This window comes from Niallia nealsonii (assembly GCF_002835805.1).
GTDB lineage: Bacteria > Bacillota > Bacilli > Bacillales > Cytobacillaceae > Niallia > Niallia nealsonii.
Map to the genome: position 1 here is coordinate 16,820 of NZ_PISE01000019.1, position 23,171 is coordinate 39,990.

Below are 23,171 nucleotides of genomic sequence, written 5' to 3' on the forward strand. Positions count from 1 at the left end.
TCATAAAGTCATTATAAGTTTCCCAAGCGAAATACCCATTGTATAGCGGTTACATTTTGCAATATAGTTTTTAAGTAATGAATGGATTTTTTTAGGAATATCCCTAAAATACACCGAAAGAAATGATTTATATTTCAATTTGCTTAATCACTCTAGCTGGATTACCACCAACTACAACATTATCTGATACATCTTTCGTAACTACTGCACCTGATGCGATAACAACATTGTCTCCTACCGTTACTCCTGGATTTATTACTGCACTTCCTCCAATCCATACATTATTTCCAAAAGTAATAGGTTTTGCATATTCTTTCCCCGAATTACGTTCCGTTGGATGAAGTGGATGTGTTGCTGTATAAATTTGTACGCCAGGTGCAAGCATACAATTATCCCCAAATCGCACTTCACAAACATCTAAAATGGTACAGTCAAAGTTTGCAAAAAAGTTTTCTCCTACATGTGTGTTATAGCCATAATCAAAACGTATATTTGGTTCCATATATACGTTTTCTCCCGTTGAACCCAATAACTCCTTCAATAACTCAGTCCGTTTTTTTCCTTCCGTTTCTAAAGTTTGATTATATATTCTAACCTTGTGTCTTGCTTCCTTACGTTCCTTTGATAATACTGGGTCAGCAGGGTTGTACATTTCTCCAGCTAACATTTTCTCTTTTTCTGTTTTCATATTTTAAGCTCCTTTTCCTCTATAAAAATTTAAATACGTCAATATATAGTAACCCATTGATTAAATTAGCTTAGTTAAAGCTACTAAGCTTAAAATCTTTCAAAACATATATCTATCGCTTTCCTTATACAGTCAATTCAATAAGGTTTTCTTCAGGGTCCTCTATAACACTCTCATAATATCCATCACCCGTGATACGAGGTGCACTAACAAGAGGATAACCATCTTTTACTAATCTATCTGTTAATTGATTAACCGACTCTCTGTTTCCTAGAGAAATAGCAATATGCGCCCAGCCAATTTTATCCCCCTTATTTTGCTTATTAATGCCATCCTTACGCATTATTTCTAATCGTGCACCCGATTCAAACGTAAGAAAATAAGATTCAAATTTCTTTACACTATTATGATATTTAGTATTTGACTTACAATTAAAATAAATTTCATAAAACTCCCTCATACCCTCCAAATCATTGACCCAAATAGCCACATGCTCAATTTTCAAATTTCCTTCACTCCCTTAATTATTTAAAGATCACCGTAAGTGTCACTATTCAAACATTTTTAGAGTTAAGCTTCGACGTTCTAAATTAGTTCCACCAATACTAGCAATATTTCTTTTAAACTGGCTTTCCTTCAAACAAAAATCTTATTAAAGAAATTTAATAAGTATAGAAATGAAAATTTATTACCTCTCTTTAATAAGTGACAAAATAATATTTTTACCTTTAAATAATTCTCTATTAAAATTGCCATTGTTATTTAAGAAAGTTCCATCCATTTCAGATATTACTAATTTAATCATTTTTAGCCCTCCCACTTTTACTTAATGCTAATTGTGATTCTAAGTACGATCAAATGAAATCTTACTCTGTCAGTTTAGGTTTTTTCAAAGGCATATCCATCATGATATACCGCTTGCATTTCCTATTATATTTTTAATTTACTTTTATAAATATGACAGATGGCTTTTGGTACCTTAAATGCACTGAAAGTAGTTTGTTCTATTTAAACTTGTTTAATCACTTTAGCTGGATTGCCCCCAACTACAACATTATCCGGGACATCTCGCACTACAACTGCTCCAGCAGCAATCACTACATTTTTGCCAATAGTAACTCCCGGCGCAATAACAGCGTTTCCACCTATCCAAACATTATCACCAATAGTAACTGGTTTGCCATATTCTAAACCTGATGTTCTTGTTTCTGCATCTAATGGATGGGTTGCAGTATATATACATACTCTTGGTGCCAGCATACAATTATTTCCTATAGTTACCTTGCAGACATCTAATATAATACAATCATAATTTGCAAAAAAATTCTCTCCAACATGGATATTAAATCCATAATCACAATTAAAATTAGGTTTTACACAACAATTCTCACCAGTTTTTCCAAACAAAGATTTTAACAGGTCACTCCTATTTTCTACTAATGAACCATTAAATTCTGCAAGTATTTGGCGTGCTCTAATATGGTCTCTTCCAAGTTCCTCATCAGGAAAATACAATTCTCCAGCTAACATTTTCTCTTTTTCAGTTTTCATATGAAATAACTCCTCATACTTTTTCTTGAAAATTCTGTTATCTATTGAATCCTCATATGATTAAGATACTATTGAACTTGTGTCTTTCTTCTTTAGTAAAATCTTCTTTTTAAGTAATCTATTTAAATTTTCTGAACTCATGAGCATTGCTGCAACAAAAACAACCATACAAAATGGGAATATTCCTATTGTTGAATGAGATGCGATAAAACCAAGTATTGGCGGCATGAATGTACTGCCTGTATAGGCAATAGCCATTTGATAGCCCATAATTGTTTGGGAATGCCTCTTCCCAAAACGTGTTGGTGTTTCATGCAACATACAAGGAAATATTGGTGCCAACCCTAATCCAACTATAATGAAAGCTATAAGGGAAAAAATGGACGGCAATGGAAGGAACAGAAGGATAGCACCGAACAATGCTATTATTTGCCCCATCCGAATAAGAGTACGGTTGCTCATTTTAAAAGTAATAAAACCTGTAATAAATCTGCCAATGGTTATTCCTGCGTAATAGAAGGAAACCCATTGCGCTGCAACTGCTACAGACAACTCCTTAACATTTACTAGAAAACTACTGCCCCAAAGCCCCATTGTTGCTTCAACCCCACAATAAAACAAAAAGGATATGAGAGACAGTTTCACTCCTTTAATTTGCAAAGGTTTTACATGGTGATCATTTTCGTTAGAAAACACATCTTTTGAATCTTCAGGTTCTTCATTTAAAGGAATATGGCTGTTTTTTCCTCTTCTGTTCCATAAAGGTAAAGTAAAAAAAAGGATTACTACTAACGCGAACTGAATTCCAGAAATCGCAAAATATCCATTTCTCCAAGAATTTTGCTCTGCAATAAATTGGGCCATAATGATAGGACCAAAAGTAGCTCCAACTCCCCAAAAACAATGCAGCCAGCTCATATGGTGTGCCTTATAATGTTTAGCTACATAATCGTTTAATCCAGAATCAACAGATCCTGCCCCGAGTCCAAGTGGTATGGTACATACCATTAACCAAACAAGAGAAGGAGCAAAATAAAATCCTAGTAAAGCAATAGCAGTCATTAAGCAACTGACAAACGTGACATGGCCAGTTCCAAATCGTTTAAGTATCTTTCCGCTGATTAAACTCGAGATAATGGTACAACCAGCAATCATCATAAAAAGGAATCCAGCAGTTTCAAGTGGGGCTCCGTAATCAGATTGCATAGCGGGCCATGCTACCCCCAACAAGGAGTCAGGTAAACCCAAGCTGATAAAAGCCAAATAAATGATGCCTAAAAGGAATATCGTCATATGTAAACCTCGCCATTAATTTTTTTGTGGTCCATTGTACTTTCGATTTGCTTTACCTGCTTATTCCATTCAACATGAGATCAAGTCCAATACTTTGTAATCCATATAAATAATCTTGTTTCCAATCGCTTATTTTAAGATCTGGAAGATGTTCCGAAGGGATATATTTTGAGCTACCTATGGCAATTTTGTCTACCATTGCTTTTTCCACTTCATCATTACAAAAAATAATGATATGAGGATTAATAATAGCTACAAACGAGGCTATTAACCTGCTAATTGCATCTATCTCATAATCCTTACTGATATTAATTTTTTTAGATCCACTTCCGTTTTCTAAAGCTTGTTGAAAATTCCTGTCGTTATACTGTGGAACGAATGAAACCTCTCCTGAGAAAAAAGTACTTCCTCGCACCACATCTCCATTTATCATAATCCCTGCTCCTGGTCCATTCTGACCAGAATACAAATATATAAGGGATTTTCTGTCCCTAATCCCCTTATTATTGTGATATCCAAGAACAGCAGCATTCATATCGTTCTCTACTGCGACAGGTATAGAAAAATACTCCTCATAGTATCCTTTTAAATCAAAATTTTGAAACTGCTCGTACCCTGGTATATAAAAAATTCGGCCGTTATCAACCGAACCAGGAACACCAATTGCGATAGAACTGATTCTCGGATATTTAGTCACTATGTTTTCCATGCACTTAGTTAATAAATTTAAACCATTATCCATTAGTACACTCGGCGCTTTTCCTTTTATCTTTACTTCACCCATACAATTAAAAATCGTATAATTTGTTTCTGTTCTTTCTAAAAATATTGCCAGACCTAACATATGCTCAGGATTATATGTATACCTTTTTGCTCTTCTTCCACCACTAGAATCATCTAAACCGACTAAAAGAATTTCTCCATCCTTCTCCATCTGTGCTAAGAACTTACTTATTGTCGGAAAACTAATATCTAATGTATGACTGAGTTCAGCTTTTGTTGCACTTCCTAGTTCTAGCAGAGTTTTTCGAATTCCAGTAAGTATCACCTTCTTCATAGATTTTGGAGTAGCTGATAATTCATTCACTAAATTCACCTCCTAAAAAACTTATTAAAGATCTTTAATAAGCATGGTGCTAATATAACATAATTTTTTTTTGAAAACAATAAAAATTGATATTAAAAGGTTTCTTTTCACCATACAAATATTCTAATGCTGCTCTTTGACAATCTGATAAGTTTTTTGAATAAAAATCAAACATCATCCTTATTTCCTTTCATCGTTACTTGTTTTTTATTTTTCCGAATTATATCTATCCATTGGTTATACGCCATTTCTTTAATAAAGCTGATGTTATTTTATGTTCCCATACGTTTCTTGTATAATATCTTCTCGGTCCCATTTTTTGATTTGAAGAAATCTACAATAGTCACCAAGTTTCTTCCTATTTTCTTCTAGCCCATCTTTTTCATTTATCATTTTATTTTGAGGGAAGTTCATCGACATGCCTCCTTTTTCTTTCATATCTATAACGTGGAAACTCTATAAAAAGATATGGGGATAAAAAAAATTTTCGTTTTTCTTTCATTTTATGTGTTTGCCGCCTGCCGCCATAATTCCAGCCAAATTGGGAAAATATAAAGAAAAACAACGAAAGAGAGGAAATAAAAATGGGAAAGGCAAAAAAACAGATAGGGACCTGTGCATTATGTTTACGAGAAAATGTAGAAACAACTGTTCATCATTTAATACCAAAAGAAATGGGCGGCGCTCTTTTAGAGACGGCTAATCTTTGCATTCCATGTCATAAACAAGTCCATGCATTGTATACAAATGAAGAATTAGCTCTACGATTACATACGGTTCCCCTCTTAGAAGATGATCCCCAAATAAAAAAATATTTGGTCTGGATCAAAAAACAGCCGTCCTCGAAATTATTAAAGGTTAAAAAATCGAAGGAAAGAAAGAAAAAAAGATAAAGTGCAACTAACAATCAGTGAAGACTTTTCCTATCCAACAGATTTTTAGTTAAACCCTTCAGGCTTCCTATTCCTCCTTCTCTCCAATTCCTTAATCCCCTCTAATGCCTTTTTGGCTTTTGCTTCTACTAAATTATACGATTGCCAGCAAAATTTGTTTTTACGCAAATTTTACTTTTTCTCGATTAGCAGTTCTTTTAGTCCTATAAAATGAAGAAAAAGCACCGAACTCCACTCAATGAATGCCGGACTTGTTACTAAAAATGTATGAATAAAAACTAGACCAACCATAAGGATAAAATTCAGGCTGTAAAAATAAGGATTTTCTGCTATAGCATTCCTTAAGGTCAACACCCATTTACAGCAAAATAAAAACATACCCCTTACTTTATTTATGGCTGGATGCTTTCTTTTTATATAAGCAAAAAAGACCAAATACAAAGCTACAAGAAAAAACAAAACCTGCTCGTTAACATCTTTTTCCCTTTTCATGCTTTATAAAGGAAAAACTTTTTCTTTCTATGTTAAACTATTAGTATGGACAATTTATGAATAAAGGAGGCATTTTTTAATGATCGTAGATATCTAGAGAGGTAATATGAAGCAATTAGTAATTCAACATTCTTCGAATACTCGAATTATTTCTTACATCCATACTCCCATTTAGCGTTTATCCTCTTTTCTACAACTAATCAACAATAAACATTAGAATATTTTGGTACGTCCATTGTCCAAATACATGCATATTTTAAAATAATAGTGGAATGATAACTTAATCAATATTTTATGATGATTAATAAATATTCCTTGAACTTTTATAAGGAAAGGTGTAAAAATGGTAAAAATACATAAAAAAGAATCAAAATCACATTTAATTATGCGCTACATTATGTTAATGATTGGTGCAAGCCTTGCAGCAGTAGCCATTGAATTATTTTTAGTACCAAATACAATAATAGATGGCGGCATTATCGGTGTTTCTCTTATTTTAAATTATATGACCGGTTTTAGTTTCGGAATCCTTGTGCTTATTATTAATCTACCGTTTTTATTTGCAGGATATAAGTATATAGGGAAAAACTTTTGCATTTCTTCCCTATTTGCCATCATTATGCTGGCAATTGTAGAATCAAGCCTACATCATTTTGAAGCATTAACAACAGAGCCCCTGCTTGCGACAGTTTTTGGCGGTTTGATTTTAGGTGCAGGTGTTGGACTAGTGATCCGCAACTCTGGTGCATTGGATGGGACAGAAATTTTAGGGATTTTATTATCCAAAAAAATTCCTTTTTCTGTCGGCGAGTTTGTTATGTTTGTTAATGTTTTTGTGTTTGCATGGGCAGGATTTGTTTTAGAATGGGAACAAGCCATGTATTCCATCTTAACGTATTATATTGCAAGCAAAGCGTTAGATGCGGTTATCCAAGGATTTGACGATACAAAAGCAGCGATGGTTATTTCCAATGAGTATGAAGAAATTGCCGAAGCATTATCAGATCGTCTTGGCCGCGGTGTTACAAAATTAAAAGGAAAAGGTGGATATTTAGATCAAGAAAAAGAAGTGCTGTATGTTGTATTCACACGATTAGAAGTGGCAAAATTTAAAAGCATTGTCCAAGAAATTGATCCAAATGCCTTTATTACCATAATGGATACCCAAGAAGCTCATGGAGGCAAATTTAAATCAGCTATTCATTAAAGCAAAAAAACCCTTGTCAGCACTAGACAAGAGTTCAAGCTGTTGACAAACGCCCGCTTTCTTTGTTGCTCGTTGCTCATTACCCATCTTGGTAACTTCGCGCCTCGAAGCTCAGACGTTTTCAATCAGCCTGAAAATGTGTATTTTCTACTTTGTCTATACTCTAAACTCTTGTAAATACTAAACAAGAGTTTTTTTATGTTTACACAAGTGATAAAACAATCGGTAATGTAATTAGGCTGAGCAATGTGCTAAATAGCGTTGCAGATGATACAAAGTCTGGATCTGTACCATACTGCAACGCATACAATGTTGTATTAGCTGCAGATGGCATTGCTGCCAGCACAATCATAATTTGTTTTAACAGATCATCCACAGGGAGAAATAATGTCATCCCCCAAGCAATCAATGGCGATACCACTAATCGAAGCACTAAAGCAAAAGAGAGCTGAGGAATCCGCAAATTTTTCACTGAAATTTTTGCTAACTGCATGCCGAGAACAAGCATAACCGTTGGAATAGCTGCATCCCCGACCATTTTAATGGCATCCATCATCGTGCTGCTTATTGGTACATGCAAAAAATGAAAGATTATACCTAATAATGCCCCGTACATAATCGGCACACGCAATACTTTTTGCAAAGTTTCTTTATTCGAAGGATTTTCGGAAGATCCTTTTGCCGCATAATATATTCCAATTGTTGCCATTATCAATTGCTGAATAACCATTAAAATAACAGCATAATGCAAAGCTGGTACGCCAAACGCAAATAAAACAAGGGGTGTACCGTAATTGCCATTATTCATAAAGGCTGAAGATAAAATCATTCCGCACATCTTATTTGTGCTATACGCTCTGAGCTTTCCCACCAAATAAATAATCGCAATAATGCCAAATACTAAAGCAAGGGCATAAATAGTCATCATTACATAATCACTATTAAATTTTGTTTCATAAAACACACTAAAACCAAGGATTGGGCTCATTAAATAAACACTCACAGTTGAAACTGGTTTAACATCAATATGCAGAATCTTCTCTCCAACAAACCCGACCCCAAAAATAAAAAATATTGGCAATAATACAGCAAAAAATTCCATTAAAAAACTCCGTTCTCCTGTACTTCCCTTTGTATTTTTTAACTCCTATTACCAAACCCTCACGCTTTGCAGTTTCTTTATGAGCTGAACATTCTCCACCAACGCTCAATCATTTTACTAAAAAAGCAGCGGAGAACACTTCTTATCTATTAAAAGTTTTTATAGTCTATTAGCATTTATTGTCTTATTTGGCCATTACCATAAATTAAATATTTGCTCGATGTTAAGGCTTTTAATCCCATTGGTCCCCTTGCATGAAGCTTTTGTGTGCTAATGCCAATTTCTGCACCATAACCAAATTCAAAACCATCTGTAAATCTTGTGCTTGCGTTATGATAAACAGCTGCCGCGTCTACTTTTGCTAAAAATAATGCTGCATTTTTTTCATCGCTTGTAATAATTGCTTCTGAATGATTGGTCCCATACTGATTGATATGCTGGATAGCCTCTTCCACATTTCCGACCACTTTTATACTAATTTTTAATGCGGAATATTCTGTATACCAGTCTTCTTCTGTTGCTTGTTTCGCTTGTTTAAAAGCTGCACAAACTTTATCATCACCGTAAATTTCTACTCCTTTATCTTCTAAAGCAGCTAGAAGCTCCACTCCATGCTTGTTAAACCAAGCTTCATGAAATAAAATTGTTTCAATTGCATTGCAGACAGAAGGACGTTGTGTTTTCCCATTTAAACTAATAGAAATCGCCATGTTTTTTTCTGCTGTTTCATCGATAAAGATATGACAATTTCCTGCGCCTGTTTCAATAACAGGAACAGTTGCTTCCTGTACAACTGTATCAATTAAATTTTTTCCGCCTCTTGGAATAAGGACATCCAAATATTCTTTTAAATGGAATAATTCTTTTGCTGCTTCTCTGCTCGTATCTTCAATCAGCTGTACAGCATCTAGTGGAAGAACAGACTTTTCTAGCGCCCTATGAATAGATTTGACAATCGCCTGATTAGAGTATGCTGCTGTAGAACTTCCTCTTAATAAAACAGCATTGCCTGTTTTAATGGATAAGGTCGCTGCATCTACCGTTACATTTGGTCTAGCTTCATAGATCATGCCCATTACGCCTATTGGCACCGTTTTTTTCATCATTTTCAAACCGTTTTCTTTTGTTATTTCTTCTAATGTCAGCCCAATTGGATCTTCTAATTCAATTAATTGTTTAATAGCTAACGACATATCTTCTATTCTTTTTTTATTCAGCATAATGCGATCCAAAACAGACTCTGTCAGCCCTTTTTCTTTTCCAAATAGCAAGTCTTTTTTATTTTCTTCGATAATATAATCTTGATCGATCAAAAGCTGCTCGCTGATGAATAATAATGCATCATTTTTTTCCGCTGTCGTTAATTGTGTCATATCAAAACTTGCTTGTTTCGCTTTTTTTCCCTTTTGTTGGATTTCTGTCATTTTTAATCCCCCTTAAATTTTTACCCATTTATCACGATGAATGACTGTTGTTCGGGAAGGATGTTCGGCATTTTTGCATTCTTCGCTTTTTTTGCCGATAATGGACATAAGTTCGTCTGATGAATATAAAACTTCCCCTTTTCCAATTCTTCCTGATTCACCAATCACTTCTACTACATTCCCTTTTTCAAATATTCCTTCAATTTTGTATATTCCAGCAGGCAATAAGCTGCTTCCATGATTCATTAAGGCTGTTTCTGCCCCTTTATCTACATAAAGGCTCCCTTGAACTGTTGAATGCAAGGAAATCCACTGGCGATTATTATTAATGGCTGTTAATTCATCTTTTCCAATATAAGTGCCATCTCCATGCCCTTCTAAAATAGAAATGAGTTTCTCTTTTCCACTGCCATTTCCTATAAATACTTTTACCCCTAATGAAATGGCTGTTTCTGCAGCAACCAGTTTCGACTTCATTCCACCTGTTCCAACCTTTGAACCGGAACCTTCTGCGCCCTTCATAAACTCTTCTGTAATTCCCTCGATAAAATCATATCTTTTGGCGTCAGGATTATCCTTTGGATTGCTGTCATACAGGCCATTAATGTCTGTTAAGATAATTAGCTGCCCTGCATGCACAAGTCCACTCACTAGAGCCGACAGCATATCATTGTCGCCGAATGTCAATTCTTCAACAGACACTGTATCATTTTCATTAATAATCGGCAAAATGCCTCTTTCCAATAATTCCATCAGTGTAGAATAGGCATTGCGGTATCGATCTCTTTTCGAAAAATCATTTCTTGTCAAAAGGATTTGAGCAGGAATAATGTCAAATTGAGAAAATTGTTTAATGTAGTTTTGAATTAACAAACTTTGCCCAACTGCCGCTGCTGCTTGTTTGCCCTTTAATGTAACAGGCCGTGACGGATATCCCAACTTTGCAAACCCTGCGGCAACTGCTCCAGAAGAAACGAGGATGACTTCGTGGCCTAGTTTTTTTAAGATGGCAATACTTGCAATATGGTCTGATAATTTTTTTTCATCTATTTCTCCTTTGGCATTCGTTAAGGAACTGCTTCCTATTTTCACTACAACTCTTTTTTTCTCCATAATCTGTAAAACCTCCTGATTCCAAAAAACATAAAAAAGCCCTTCTCATCCTTCGATAAAGGACGAAAAGGGCTAATATTTCCGTGGTACCACCTTAATTGGATAATAAAACACCACTTTGGTGCCATTATCCCACTTTGTCTGTTAACGCCAGATCACGCCTATCTTTTTCATAGGACTCAAAAGGCAGGTTCTGCGGATTTAACGTTATGAAGTCTTTCAGCTTCTAAACTTCACTCTCTAAAACGCAAGGTTTCGCATACTAATCCTTTTTCAAACGTTCTCTTGTTTAGATGTTGATTTTATTATAACAGTTTTTTTGATTGTTTCAATCCGTTTTTTTTTTGATTTTCCTTATCATGCCGACTGGCAGCGATAACGTGAATTTTTTTGATTTTCCACTAGCTTTTAAAACTAGGCTCTTTTTTTAATGCGTATTTCCGGATAGCCTTAGCTACACCATTTTCTTCATTAGTTTCTGTAACCGCATCTGCCGCTTTTTTTACGACCTCTTGGGCATTTCCCATTGCAACGCCAAATCCAGCTTCTTTAATCATACTAATATCATTTAAGCTGTCTCCAACGGCCATTACATCATCCATTGTAATATGTAATTTGTCGCAGACGGTTTTTAAACCCTTTGCTTTATTAATTCCAATCGCATTTACTTCAATATTGCTTAGAGAGGAATTGCTTAATTCAAAAACTCCTTTATCTTGCAATTCTTTTAATACACTTGCACGAATCTTGTCATCTTCTATATCAAAACCAAATTTCAGCCATTCTAATGAAGCAATATTTTCAGGCATTTGATCATTCCATGTTTTTCCGCAGCTGATCGCCCAAACTCTTGCCTGATGTTTTTGGGAAAGCTCCCACATCCACTTGATATTCTCCGCTTCCACCAAATTTCTTTCAATTAAATTGCCTTGGTAATCCCAGATTTCACTTCCATTAACTGTTACTAAAAAAGTTTTTAAAAACAAGCTTTCCGCATGCTCTCGACAAGTAGCAATAGATCGTCCTGTGCTTAACACAACATGGATTCCTTGATCTTGCGCTTCTTTAATAGCCTTGCGGTTCTCTTCTGGAATCTCGCCTTTTTCATTTAATAATGTTCCATCCATGTCTAGTGCAATTAATTTAATCGTTGGATTTTTTAACACGTTGTTCATGTTTTTTCCTCCTTTTTATTTCGCTGCAAAATGGATAGTTTACTATTACCCTTTATTTCCTTAGCAGAAGGTGAAATTCGTCTAAATGAATTTCACTTTTTTCTATTAAATAGTATATCGTTTCTGTTGGAAATAGTAAAAAATACCGCAAACTTTACAAAGTATTAATATTCTTTTATTGTAAAGAATCGAAATTAATATTATACAGAAATAGATTTTTTTATAACAAGGGACCTTCTTGAAAAAATACTATGTAATACCATGCCTACAATGATAAAACACATTCCAATCAATGAGATAAAAGAAGGCATCTGTGCAGAAAGGAATAGCATTTCCCCAAGCAGCGCAAATAATACTTCAAATGATTGGGTTGCTTCCACTGCTCCTAATTTCTGCATATCATTTCGCACTATATCTGTCGCTGCAAAAAATAAAATGGTGGCAAAAACGCCCGAAAATAAAGCGACTATGCTCGATTGCACCACTTGCTCCTTGCTTGGCAAACCTACAGTATAGACTCCGTAAATAGATAAAATAATCCAAAAAGGCAGACTCGCAATCGTCATGCCTAACACCCGCTGATAGGCATCTAAACGTCCGTCTAGAATCTCCATCATTTTGCGGTTGCCAAGTGGATAGGCAAATGAAGCAATGACAATTGGAATAAAGCAAAGCAATGTACTTTGAATAGACATCTCTTTTGCATACTCTGCTTGCATTAGCAGAACGCCAAATACAATCAGCAAAGAAAATGTTAAACTATTAAATGGAATTTTTTTTCGAATTTGTTTACCGCCCACTTTTTCATAAAAAAGTGGTGCAAGCAAGGTACCAGATATAATGGTTAGCTGCCATGTTGCCGCAACAAGCCATCCAGGTCCATAAGCTGCCGCAAAACAAATAAAAGCATAAAAAATGCCGAAGCCAACAGAACTCCAAAGAATCCATGGAATAGGATTTGCTTTTAGTTCCTGCCATACTATAGTTAGATTTTTTCTAAAAAGTACTATTATAAATAGTACTGGCAGCATAAAAAAATAGCGCAGAGATGCACTCCAAACCCAACTTCCCCCATTCATTTCCATCGCTTGATTCAAAACAAATGTAAATGCGAAAAAAAACGCTGCTAAAATGCCTAAAATAATAGCTCGCATAAAAATTTCTCCTTTAACTTTATTTCTGCATTAATATTTAGACTATTTGAAACCTTCATATATTACTATAACGCAATTAGTTTAGAAGCTGAATAGTTTTCATTATGGATGCGCAGAATTTTATAGATTTTTATTTTATTCGAATAATAAGGGAGCTGCCTTCATACTGTTATAGGAGAAAAACAGCAAGAGGTGGTTGTTTTGCGTTTGAAGAAAAAAAGATATTTCCTCTTTTCTTTTATCTTTTTGTTTATTCTGTATGTAATTGCACATATATTAGCACATGTTAAAATTTATATTATGTATAGCGCAAGCCTTTTTCCTTTTCTATTTGTCTTTTTCATCCTGTTTGCAGGAATTCTTATGTTGTTTAAATCTAAGCTTAAATAGAACCGTTATAGCGTTAAAATCGCCTAATAGCCGTTGGATTTTTCCAACGGCTATTAGTGTTTGTCTATTAACCAAGTACTATTGCTAGCATTTTTTGGTTATACTTATACTAATAGAAAGGTGTGATAGCAATGGATTTTATACTTTCCACATTTTCCTTTGTCGGCATTATTTTTATTTTGTTCTTCGCAGCATATATTAACGCCTTACTAAGTGTAAATCGAAATAAAGACCGAAAAAAATAAACCTTCTTAGATTATTTTATCCTTTTTCTTACACTGTAAATCGTCTAATTATCCTTTGTAATTCTTCTGAGTTTTCAGCAAGGGCTTTCGCAGAAGCATTCACTTCTTCTAGTGACGCAATCTGCTCTTGTGTGCTGGCGGCAACATTCTCCGATGCGTCAGCATTTTTTGTTGCAATTTCTGCAAGTTCATTTGTTGTGGAGCTAACTGCAGAAACTTCCTCAGAAACTACTTTTACAATAGTAGAAATTTCAGCAATTTGTGGTGCGATACTTTTGATTCCTGTTAAAATTTCATTAAATTTTATAATCGTATCATTAGATATTTGAATGCCTGCCCCGACACTTTTAGCCGCCTCATTCATTTTTTCAGCAGAATGCTCTGTTTTCAGTTGAATTTCTTGTACAAGATCTGTTATTTGTTTTGCTGATGCTTGTGATTGCTCTGCAAGTTTTCGAACTTCGTCTGCGACTACCGCAAATCCTTTTCCTTGTTCACCAGCTCTTGCTGCTTCAATCGCTGCATTTAATGCTAATAAATTCGTTTGTTCTGCAATTTGACTGATGACGGTAATAATTTGATTTATTTTACTAGAACGATCATTTAATTCCTGAATCATCTGATCCGATTCATTTACATGTCCATAAATCGTATTCATTTGCTCCACATTTCTTTTTACAAATGCTTCCCCTTCTTCTGCGTGAAAAGCAGTATTGCTAGCTTCCTTATTTACGCTTTCTATATTAAAGGAAATTTTTTCAACACCTTTGGCAATTTCTTCGATTGCATGTGCTGTATTATCTATAACCATTGTTTGTTTTTCCGCATCAGATGCAATAGCTTGAATAGATGTCCCTACATGCTCTGTCGCTGTTCTTGTTTGTTCAGAAGCTGCTGATAATTCTTCCGCCGCTGCTGCAACTTGCTCCGTATTTTCATCCACTTGAATAATTATCTGACGTAAGTTTTCGCTCATATTTTGAAAAGCATTTCCTAGTTCACCGATTTCATCCTGTGACTTGAGTTTTATTGCCTCTGTTAGATTTCCTTGACTAATAATATTTGCGCTTGTTTTTAAAACATTTAATGGTTTTGTTATCGAACTTGTAACAGAAATCGCTATAATGCTCCCTATTAATATCATAACAATTCCTATTATAATTGTTATCTTTATTAAATTGGAGGATGCTTGCATTACTTCATGTTTATACATGGTGCCTGCGACTTTCCAACCTGTTAATCCATTGGTCAAATAGGTCATTTTTTTATCTGTCCCATTATACTGATAGGAAAATTGTCCTTCATCACCTTCGTATAGTTTTTGAAAAAATTCCTCTTTTGGTACGGTTCCAGGGTCAATTGTCGGATGGGAAATATATTGCATTTCTTTGCCTAAAAGGATTGCATAACCTTCTTTTCCTATATTGATCCCTCTTGTTACTCTATTAATCGTATCGACTGTTAAATTAATTCCTATAACACCAGATCCATCTTTTAATTTTTTTGAAATAGTGACAACTTGATCTCCTGATGCAGACAAATAAGCATCTGAAATAACCGTATTGCTTGTATTTTCGGCATTTTTATACCAGTCTCTTTCTCTTGGATCATATCCTTTAGGCAGCTCCTTCTTTGGATACTGCACCATCACTCCTTCTGTGGTTCCAAGAAAAATGCTTGCATTTTCTGGATGAATAGATGCATATTCTTCCAGCCTTTTTCTTAATTCTGATCCCTCATTTATTTGTATATTTTGTTTTGAAATTGTTTCTGCAAAATAATCTGCATCTTTTACTTTCGGTTCTACTGTATCGGTAATATACTGATCAAGCAATTTAATGCTTTCTTTTGCAGCATAATTAATTTGAGTTTTCACTGTTTTTGTTCCGTTTAAATACGATATTGTTCCTATAATAATAACCGGAACAACAGCAAGCAGCAAAAAAGCAACTAATAATTTCTTTTTAATTGTTAAGATTGCCTGTTTCTTTTTCATTTAAATCCTCCTGCAATGCTAAAACTTAATATTTTTGTTCTTACCCTTAATATCGGCAGGCTCTAGTTTATCTGAATAAACTATTAGTCATCATTCAATAGGCAAAATTTTCAAAAAAACTAGAAAACACCTCTTGTTTTAATAAATTATGTTCAAGAGATGCGGTATATCTTATGCTGCTCGTATAAAAATAAGGCTGTTTTCGTAAACTTTGTTGCGTTTAAAGGAGTAGGTTGATTGCAGTGAAGGGATGCTCGCTTTCCGCGGGGCGGGCGGTGAGCATCCTCAGGTTGTGAACTGCGGGGTCTCACCTGTCCCGCTAATCCCACAGGAGTCTCGCACCTTTTACTCCAATCCACCTGTTTTAGCTATGGAATTGCTCATGGAAACTATCCGAAAAACAACAATCTTTTAGGAAACAGCCAAAAATAAAAAGACGAAAACAGTTGTTATATCTGCTTTCGTCTTTTTATTATCTTATTTTTACAGGCAGTAATTCCCGCGAATTTTCGTTTTATTTTATTGCTGGTATTGAACACGATGGAGATTAGCAAAAATACCGTCTTGATCTAATAACTCCTCATGACGTCCTTCTTCTGCAATTCCATCTTCTGTTACAACTACGATGCGATCTGCATTGCGAATTGTTGCAAGCCGATGGGCAATCACTAGTGTCGTACGATTTTCTGCAAGCTCATTTAATGAGTTTTGAATAATTAATTCTGTCTCTGTATCGAGTGCAGATGTTGCTTCATCCAATATTAATATTGGCGGATTTTTCAAAAACATTCGAGCAATTGCAAGACGCTGTTTCTGCCCCCCCGAAAGTTTTAAGCCCCGCTCTCCAATTTGCGTTTCATATCCATCTGGAAGTTTGCGGATTAAATCTTCCAAATGTGCACGTTTTACTGCTTGATGTATTTCTTCATCCGTAGCATCTAATTTTCCATAAGCAATATTTTCTTTTAGTGTTCCTGTAAATAAAAAAACATCTTGCTGAACAATGCCAATTTGGGAGCGCAAGGAGGATGTTGTCATATCGCGAATATCAATTCCGTCAATGGTAATGCTTCCACCTTTTACATCATAAAAACGAGGAATCAATGACGTAATCGTTGTTTTTCCTGCCCCAGATGGTCCTACAAAAGCAATTGTTTCTCCAGCAAGAATAGATAGATTAATATTTTCTAAAACGGGACGGTTATTTTCGTAGCTAAAATCTACATTGTTTAACTGGATATCCCCGCGAAGATTTGGCACATCAACTGCATTTTTTGCATTTTTAATATCTGGTTCTGTATCAATCAACTCTAAAAAACGTTTAAATCCTGCCATTCCTTTTGGATACAATTCTAATAAAGTACTAATTTTATCAATCGGTTTTTGCAATACATTCACATATAAGATAAAAGCAACAAGCGCCCCACCTGTTAATTCATTATGAAAAGTAAGCCATGCACCATACACGAGTACAATTAGTGTGAAAAAACGCATAAGCATATAAACAGAAGAGGAAGTAAGCGACATTACTTTATAAGCGCCCACTTTTGCTTTACGGAAACGTTTATTGTTAACCGAAAAACGAGACATTTCATATTCTTCATTTGTAAAAGATTGTACAACACGAACTCCTGATACACTGTCTTCCACCCGAGCATTCACATCAGCAATATCACCATACATATTCTTCCACGCTCTATGCATGCTTTTATTGCAATACGTAATAAGCCAAATTAATATCGGAACGATAAAAATAATAATAAGTGCAAGTTTCACATTGATTGTAAGCATAATCCAAAAAGCTCCAACAAATGTCATAGCGGCAATAAATAAATCTTCTGGACCATGGTGAGCTAATTCTCCAATATCAAATAAATCATTGGTAATGCGGCTCATAACATGGCCTGTTTTTGTATTGTCAAAAAAACGGAATGATTGCCTTTGAACATGGTTAAACAGCTGTGAGCGCATATCTGTTTCAATATTAATCCCTAATTTATGACCCCAGTAGTTAACGATATACTGCAAATATGTACTAACTAAGTATAATGCCAATAAACCAAAACTTACAGATACAATCGAGCTCCAATTACCCTCAGGTAGTAATGTGTCTATAAACCAAGAAACGGCCAAAGGAAATGCCAGTTCTAGTATGGCTACAACAACGGCGCTAGAGAAATCTAGTATAAATAATTTTTTATGTGGCAAATAATAGGTAAAAAATCGCTTAATCATAAAAATCTCCCTTATATTTTTTATTTTAAGATCCTATTCACTCCCCCCAAATGTTGCATACTAGAATTGTTTATGAGAATCATTATTGATTATAGATGTTAAACAGCTATTATTCAAGAAATTTATTTTTTAACCCGAAATAATTTCATGCAAAAAAGCAATGAAGAAATATTCCTCCATTGTTTTTTTATTAGTGATTACAAACGCTTTTTGCAATTCTAGTTAGCAGTTCCACACTCATTGGCAGCACCTTTTCGTCTATATCAAAACGATGATGATGATGTGGAGCAGGAAGTGGGGAACCGATAATCATATAGGTTGCTTTTCCCCCATACTCTTGTACACGACGCATCATAAAAGTAGCATCTTCACTGCCTAGGTTACTGTTGCTTTCAAGCTGAAACTTTGTAAATCCTTGAACTTTTTTCGCTTCTTCAACTACCAGCTCCATTAACTCAGGATTAGAAGCTGCCGTTGTCGCTTCGCCAATTACTTCCATTTTCGTTTGTACACCATGCATGGCGCCGCTTCCTACAATAATTTTTTCCACCCTTTTTTTTAACTCTTCATTCACTTCCCAGCTTTCGGCTCTTGTTTCAAGAATCATTTGTGCATAAGCCGGAATAATATTGGCAGCCGTTCCTCCTTCTAATACTCCTACATTTATTCTTGTTTTTTCCCCGCTAAATCGGGGCAAAGCATGAATATTCAATAAAGCAGTAGAGGCTGCTAATAATGCATTTGCCCCTTTTTCAGGAGAAGCGCCGGCATGGGAAGGGATTCCTTTAAATATCACTTTTAATTTAGATGTCGCCAAAAAATTGCTGATGCCACCGTGCACTTCACCTAATGGAAGATTTAAACCTAAATGAAGGCAAAATAAATGACGGACATCATCTAATATCCCTTTTTCCACCATTGATACAGCGCCACGTCCGCCTTCCTCCGCTGGCTGAAAAATCAGCTTAATGGTTTGAGATGGAGCAGCTTCTGCTATTTTTTCGGCAAATGTCAAACCTATTGCGGTATGACCATCATGGCCGCATGCATGCATGGATCCTGTCATACAAGAAGCATAGCCTTCCTTAAATGGAAGATGGCCTTCCTCTTCACTTTCTTTTATTGGCAGTGCATCCATATCAAAACGAAAAGCGATGGGAGACTTTTGCTCCCCTCCTCTCCAAATGCCAACAACAGCAGTATTTCCACCTTGCATCCTTTTTAGCAGCAGCGGATCTGCTCCCTGTTTTAATGCTTGATGATAGGCCTTTGTTAATTGTTCCTCTTGCGGAACACCAAAACGTGCTTCTGGTACCATTGCTTCTTTGCCGCAAAGCACTTCAAATCCCAGTTTTTTTAATGTTTGTGCGACAATGGAAGCAGTCCGAAATTCAAGAAAACCTTGTTCAGGATAACGATGAAAATCTCTTCTTTGTTCAATTACATTCACATTGTTTACTCCTTTTTTTTGCAATCCTTTCTCTATTTTAACATAATTTAAATTTTTAAAATTTTATAAATATAAAATGTTATAATTTGTCATAAAGTGAAACTTCAATCAGTGAGGGTTTTCTTCCTCCCTCACTGATTGTTAGTTGAACCAATCAGGCTTTTATGGGCAGTTATCCCCCACCTAGATTTCTCGTTTTCTCTTACCATCCCTTAGGTGGGGGGGTTACTGCCCGTTAATGCGTGATAAATACAAAACCATATGTTTTTCATCATAATAAATATTTTCATACTTTAACGCTCTTTTTTCTAGCCCCATAACAGTAAAGCCAATTCCCTCATATAAATGGATAGCATCCGTATTTTTAGCAACCACTGTAAGAAGTAGTTGTTCTATTTCATAATTTTTGGCAATCGAAATAACTTTTGTTAATAAAGTTTTACCTATTCCTTTTCCCCGATAATCATTTTCCACAAAAAAAGACAGCACACTGCCTTTATGTTTAATTTTTTCAAACACTTCTCTTTGCAAAGTAATAGAACCAACTAATCTATTTTGATCAAATGCACCTAACGTTATTCTAGTTGGATCTTTCAACTGCTGTGCCGTCTTTTTTACAGGTTGCAGTTTGTTTTCTTCTTCCGCAACAGTGAGCAAAAAAGCATCCGGATTTTGTTTTAGTGTTTTTAGTCGCAATTGCCAATACAATTTGGCATCTTTTGCTGTCAATAATCTTATGTACATATTCCCCACCACACTTATCTTGTTGATTCAAGCTGCAGCACATGCAGCTAACTCTATCTCTATAGAGTAATTCCATAACTCTTCGTTTCATCCCTTCTCCTTCAGCAAATTTTTTTAATGCAAAGGCTCTGTTAAACTTGCCTGTTGATTTCCACTACAGGCGTTCGCTTTCCGCGGGCGGTCCGGGAGGCTTGCTCCTGCGGAGTCTCACGTCCTTCTTTCCAATCAACAAAGTGCCAAAATCAACAATAAACTTTAACATAGCCAATACAAAAAAAGCACAAGATTTAAGCTCTTGCGCTTTTTTCGCTTCTGACCATTTTTAATTGGCTACTTTTTTCGTTGCATTTATTAATGCTTTGATTCCTTCAAGATCATTTTTATCAAAAAGCTCCACTATTTTACTGCCAACGATAACACCGTCACAGTACTGTGTCATGTTTTTGACATGTTCTGGTGTAGAGATGCCGAATCCAGCAAGAACTGGAATAGGACTTACTTCTTTTACTTTTAATAAATGAGGACCTAAATGTTCTTGGAAAGTGGTTCTAGCTCCTGTTATTCCAGTTACCGTTACAGCATACAAAAAGCCATTTCCTTTGTTCGCAATCGTCGCAATTCTTTCCATTGGACTTGTTAATGTTACTAAGCGAATTAATTCTACTTGATGTTTAGTTGCAGCATTTAGCAGAATTTCCTCTTCTTCCATTGGCATATCCGGTACGATTAAGCCATTAATATTCGCCTCTTCACAGCTTTTAAAAAATGCCTCTACCCCGTAGGACAGGATTGGATTAATATAGGTCATAAATACTAATGGGATAGATGTTTCTTTTCGAAAAGAAATAATCGTATTAAATACTTTATTTAATGTCGTGCCTGCTTTTAATGCACGTATTCCAGCTGCTTGAATAATCGGTCCATCTGCAACAGGATCAGAAAAAGGAATGCCGACTTCAATTGCTGTTGCACCAGACTCTTCCAAAAACTTAATTTTTTCTTCTAAAGTCTCTAATCCACCATCTCCAGCCATAATATATGGCACAAATCCTTTATCCCCATTTTCCTGTACTTTTGCAAAAGCTTCTGCAATTGTCGCCATTAGTTATTCACTCCCATTTTCTCCATTACTGTATTGACATCTTTATCGCCTCTTCCTGATAAACAAACGACAATTCCTTCTTCTTTTTTCATTGTCGGCGCTAATTTCAGTACATGAGCTATCGCATGAGAACTTTCCAATGCTGGGATAATTCCTTCCAATTTGCATAATAATTGCAATGCCTCAAACGCTTCATCGTCTGTTACCGATTCATATTGGACACGGCCAATATCATGTAAATGGCTATGTTCTGGCCCAACACCTGGATAATCAAGACCTGCTGAAATAGAATGAGCCTCTTGTACTTGACCATCTTCATCTTGCAGTAAATACATATAAGCCCCGTGAAGAACACCAGGTTTTCCTTTCGTTAAGCTTGCTGCATGCTTTTCTGTATGCAGACCATGCCCAGATGCCTCTATTCCATATAACTTCACTTCTTCATCTTCAATGAAAGGATAAAACATGCCCATTGCATTGCTACCTCCGCCAATACAAGCAATGACAGCATCTGGCAATTTTTGTTCTTTTTCTTTATATTGCTCCTTTGTTTCTTTGCCAATTACACTTTGAAAATCACGAACCATCATTGGGAATGGATGGGGCCCAGTTACAGAACCTAAAATATAATGAGTGTCCATCACATTTGTTACCCAGTAGCGCAGCGCTTCATTGCATGCATCTTTTAGTGTGGCGCTTCCTGACGTCACACTTACTACTTTTGCTCCTAACAATTCCATACGAAATACATTTAATTTTTGTCGGCGAATATCTTCTTCTCCCATAAATACCGTACATTCTAAATTTAAAAGAGCACATGCTGTCGCTGTTGCAACACCATGCTGGCCTGCACCTGTTTCTGCAACCACTTTCTTTTTGCCCATTCGTTTCGCAAGCAATGCTTGACCTAACGAGTTATTGATTTTATGTGCACCAGTATGGTTAAGATCTTCTCTTTTCAAGTAGATTTTTGCGCCATTTAAGTGTTTGGTTAAATTCTCTGCATAATAAAGGGGCGTTTCTCTGCCAACATAGTCTTTCAGCAAATAATCCAACTCTTGTTGAAATGCTGGATCTGCAATTGCTTTTTTATAGCCTTTTTCCAGCTCCAAAACAGCATGCATTAATGTTTCCGGGATATATCTTCCCCCATATACACCAAAATGGCCTTTGCTGTCTGGAAAAGAATAATTTATTGTCATTTTTACTTCCTCCTATTGCTTATCTAGATTCACAATTGATAAAAAATCACGTATTTTCTTAAAATCTTTTTTTCCATCTGTTTCGACTCCACTTGAAACATCAACTAGATCAGGTTGAACCATCTCTAACGCTTCTTTAATATTATCTGCATCCAACCCTCCGGCAAGGATTACTTTTTTGCCTTTAAAATCATAGTCTTTTAGCATCGTCCAATCAAAGGTTTTTCCATTGCCGCCGTGATATATTTCTCTCGGGCTATCCAATAATACATAATCACATTCAAATGCTTGGACCGCTTTTAGATCTTCTTCTGATTGAATGCTGAATGCTTTAATCACCGGCAAGGTAAACTGGGAAGCAAATTCATTAGATTCATCCCCATGAAGCTGAATAACATTAATGCCAGAAATGTTGGTGATTTCATCAATTTTTTTCTTTGATTCGTTAACAAACACGCCTACTTTCCAAATATTTTCCGGAAGCTCTTTAATAATTTCTTTGGCATCTTCCGGACTGATTTTCCGCTTGCTTTTTGCAAAAACAAACCCCACTGCCTTTGCACCATTTTCTACTGCACATTTTGCTGCCTCTTTATCTGTAATTCCACATATTTTTGCACCCATATGA

20 protein-coding genes and 1 other annotated feature are annotated in these 23,171 nt (G+C 35.5%); of the genes, 2 read left to right on the forward strand and 18 right to left on the reverse strand.

Annotated elements, in window-relative coordinates; genetic code table 11:
• Positions 1-127 precede the first annotated feature (127 nt).
• The 6 genes from CWS01_RS09795 to CWS01_RS22345 all read right to left on the reverse strand — a co-directional run bounded on the left by CWS01_RS09795 (position 128) and on the right by CWS01_RS22345 (position 5,033).
• Complete coding sequence (locus tag CWS01_RS09795; protein ID WP_101177016.1) at positions 128-688, reverse strand: sugar O-acetyltransferase; 561 nt, start codon at positions 686-688, stop codon at positions 128-130.
• A gap of 124 nt (positions 689-812) precedes the next feature.
• Positions 813-1,193, reverse strand: a complete 381-nt coding sequence (locus CWS01_RS09800; protein WP_101177017.1) for a VOC family protein — start codon at positions 1,191-1,193, stop codon at positions 813-815.
• A 503-nt stretch (positions 1,194-1,696) separates the two neighbouring features.
• Positions 1,697-2,239 carry a maltose acetyltransferase domain-containing protein gene (locus tag CWS01_RS09805; RefSeq protein WP_101177018.1) on the reverse strand — a complete coding sequence of 181 codons (543 nt, stop codon included), beginning with the start codon at positions 2,237-2,239 and terminating at the stop codon, positions 1,697-1,699.
• A gap of 60 nt (positions 2,240-2,299) precedes the next feature.
• The gene (locus tag CWS01_RS09810) at positions 2,300-3,532 is read right to left on the reverse strand and encodes an MFS transporter (protein ID WP_101177019.1); all 1,233 of its coding nucleotides are present in this window, start codon (positions 3,530-3,532) and stop codon (positions 2,300-2,302) included.
• A gap of 52 nt (positions 3,533-3,584) precedes the next feature.
• Complete coding sequence (locus tag CWS01_RS09815) at positions 3,585-4,619, reverse strand: ROK family transcriptional regulator (protein WP_193603770.1); 1,035 nt, start codon at positions 4,617-4,619, stop codon at positions 3,585-3,587.
• 267 nt (positions 4,620-4,886) lie between these two features.
• On the reverse strand, positions 4,887-5,033 hold the full coding sequence (locus tag CWS01_RS22345; protein ID WP_157827620.1) for a hypothetical protein: 147 nt from the start codon (positions 5,031-5,033) through the stop codon (positions 4,887-4,889).
• Positions 5,034-5,203: 170 nt separating this feature from the next.
• On the opposite strand from CWS01_RS22345, the gene CWS01_RS09820 reads away from it, so the two are divergent.
• Positions 5,204-5,512: an HNH endonuclease gene (locus tag CWS01_RS09820; RefSeq protein ID WP_101177020.1), complete on the forward strand. Its 309-nt coding sequence runs from the start codon at positions 5,204-5,206 to the stop codon at positions 5,510-5,512.
• A gap of 835 nt (positions 5,513-6,347) precedes the next feature.
• On the forward strand, positions 6,348-7,211 hold the full coding sequence (locus CWS01_RS09830) for a YitT family protein (protein ID WP_101177022.1): 864 nt from the start codon (positions 6,348-6,350) through the stop codon (positions 7,209-7,211).
• 202 nt (positions 7,212-7,413) lie between these two features.
• Here the strand turns inward: CWS01_RS09830 and CWS01_RS09835 are convergent, their stop codons facing one another.
• The 12 genes from CWS01_RS09835 to CWS01_RS09895 form a co-directional block, all read right to left on the reverse strand.
• Positions 7,414-8,313 carry an AEC family transporter gene (locus CWS01_RS09835; protein ID WP_101177023.1) on the reverse strand — a complete coding sequence of 300 codons (900 nt, stop codon included), beginning with the start codon at positions 8,311-8,313 and terminating at the stop codon, positions 7,414-7,416.
• Positions 8,314-8,489: 176 nt separating this feature from the next.
• Positions 8,490-9,737 carry a glutamate-5-semialdehyde dehydrogenase gene (locus CWS01_RS09840; protein WP_101177024.1) on the reverse strand — a complete coding sequence of 416 codons (1,248 nt, stop codon included), beginning with the start codon at positions 9,735-9,737 and terminating at the stop codon, positions 8,490-8,492.
• Between the two features lie 12 nt (positions 9,738-9,749).
• Positions 9,750-10,850, reverse strand: a complete 1,101-nt coding sequence (proB, locus tag CWS01_RS09845; protein ID WP_101177025.1) for a glutamate 5-kinase — start codon at positions 10,848-10,850, stop codon at positions 9,750-9,752.
• Positions 10,851-10,905: 55 nt separating this feature from the next.
• Positions 10,906-11,137 (reverse strand) — a binding site (T-box leader).
• A gap of 114 nt (positions 11,138-11,251) precedes the next feature.
• The gene (locus CWS01_RS09850; protein ID WP_101177026.1) at positions 11,252-12,025 is read right to left on the reverse strand and encodes an HAD family hydrolase; all 774 of its coding nucleotides are present in this window, start codon (positions 12,023-12,025) and stop codon (positions 11,252-11,254) included.
• 200 nt (positions 12,026-12,225) lie between these two features.
• Positions 12,226-13,179 (reverse strand): DMT family transporter, encoded by a 954-nt coding sequence (locus CWS01_RS09855; RefSeq protein WP_101177027.1) that lies wholly within the window; start codon positions 13,177-13,179, stop codon positions 12,226-12,228.
• 663 nt (positions 13,180-13,842) lie between these two features.
• Entirely contained in the window at positions 13,843-15,810 is a 1,968-nt protein-coding gene (locus CWS01_RS09865; RefSeq protein WP_101177029.1) for a methyl-accepting chemotaxis protein, read from the reverse strand.
• Between the two features lie 519 nt (positions 15,811-16,329).
• Complete coding sequence (locus CWS01_RS09870; protein WP_101177030.1) at positions 16,330-18,045, reverse strand: ABC transporter ATP-binding protein; 1,716 nt, start codon at positions 18,043-18,045, stop codon at positions 16,330-16,332.
• A gap of 190 nt (positions 18,046-18,235) precedes the next feature.
• Positions 18,236-19,495, reverse strand: a complete 1,260-nt coding sequence (locus tag CWS01_RS09875; RefSeq protein ID WP_101177031.1) for an amidohydrolase — start codon at positions 19,493-19,495, stop codon at positions 18,236-18,238.
• A 225-nt stretch (positions 19,496-19,720) separates the two neighbouring features.
• Entirely contained in the window at positions 19,721-20,239 is a 519-nt protein-coding gene (locus tag CWS01_RS09880; protein WP_101177032.1) for a GNAT family N-acetyltransferase, read from the reverse strand.
• Positions 20,240-20,561: 322 nt separating this feature from the next.
• Positions 20,562-21,341, reverse strand: a complete 780-nt coding sequence (gene trpA / locus CWS01_RS09885; protein WP_101177033.1) for a tryptophan synthase subunit alpha — start codon at positions 21,339-21,341, stop codon at positions 20,562-20,564.
• Complete coding sequence (gene trpB / locus CWS01_RS09890; protein WP_101177085.1) at positions 21,341-22,537, reverse strand: tryptophan synthase subunit beta; 1,197 nt, start codon at positions 22,535-22,537, stop codon at positions 21,341-21,343. Before trpB ends, trpA begins: the two co-directional genes overlap by 1 nt.
• Positions 22,538-22,555: 18 nt before the next feature.
• Positions 22,556-23,167, reverse strand: coding sequence for a phosphoribosylanthranilate isomerase (locus CWS01_RS09895; RefSeq protein WP_101177034.1), 612 nt, complete (start codon positions 23,165-23,167; stop codon positions 22,556-22,558).
• Between the last annotated feature and the right edge of the window lie 4 nt (positions 23,168-23,171).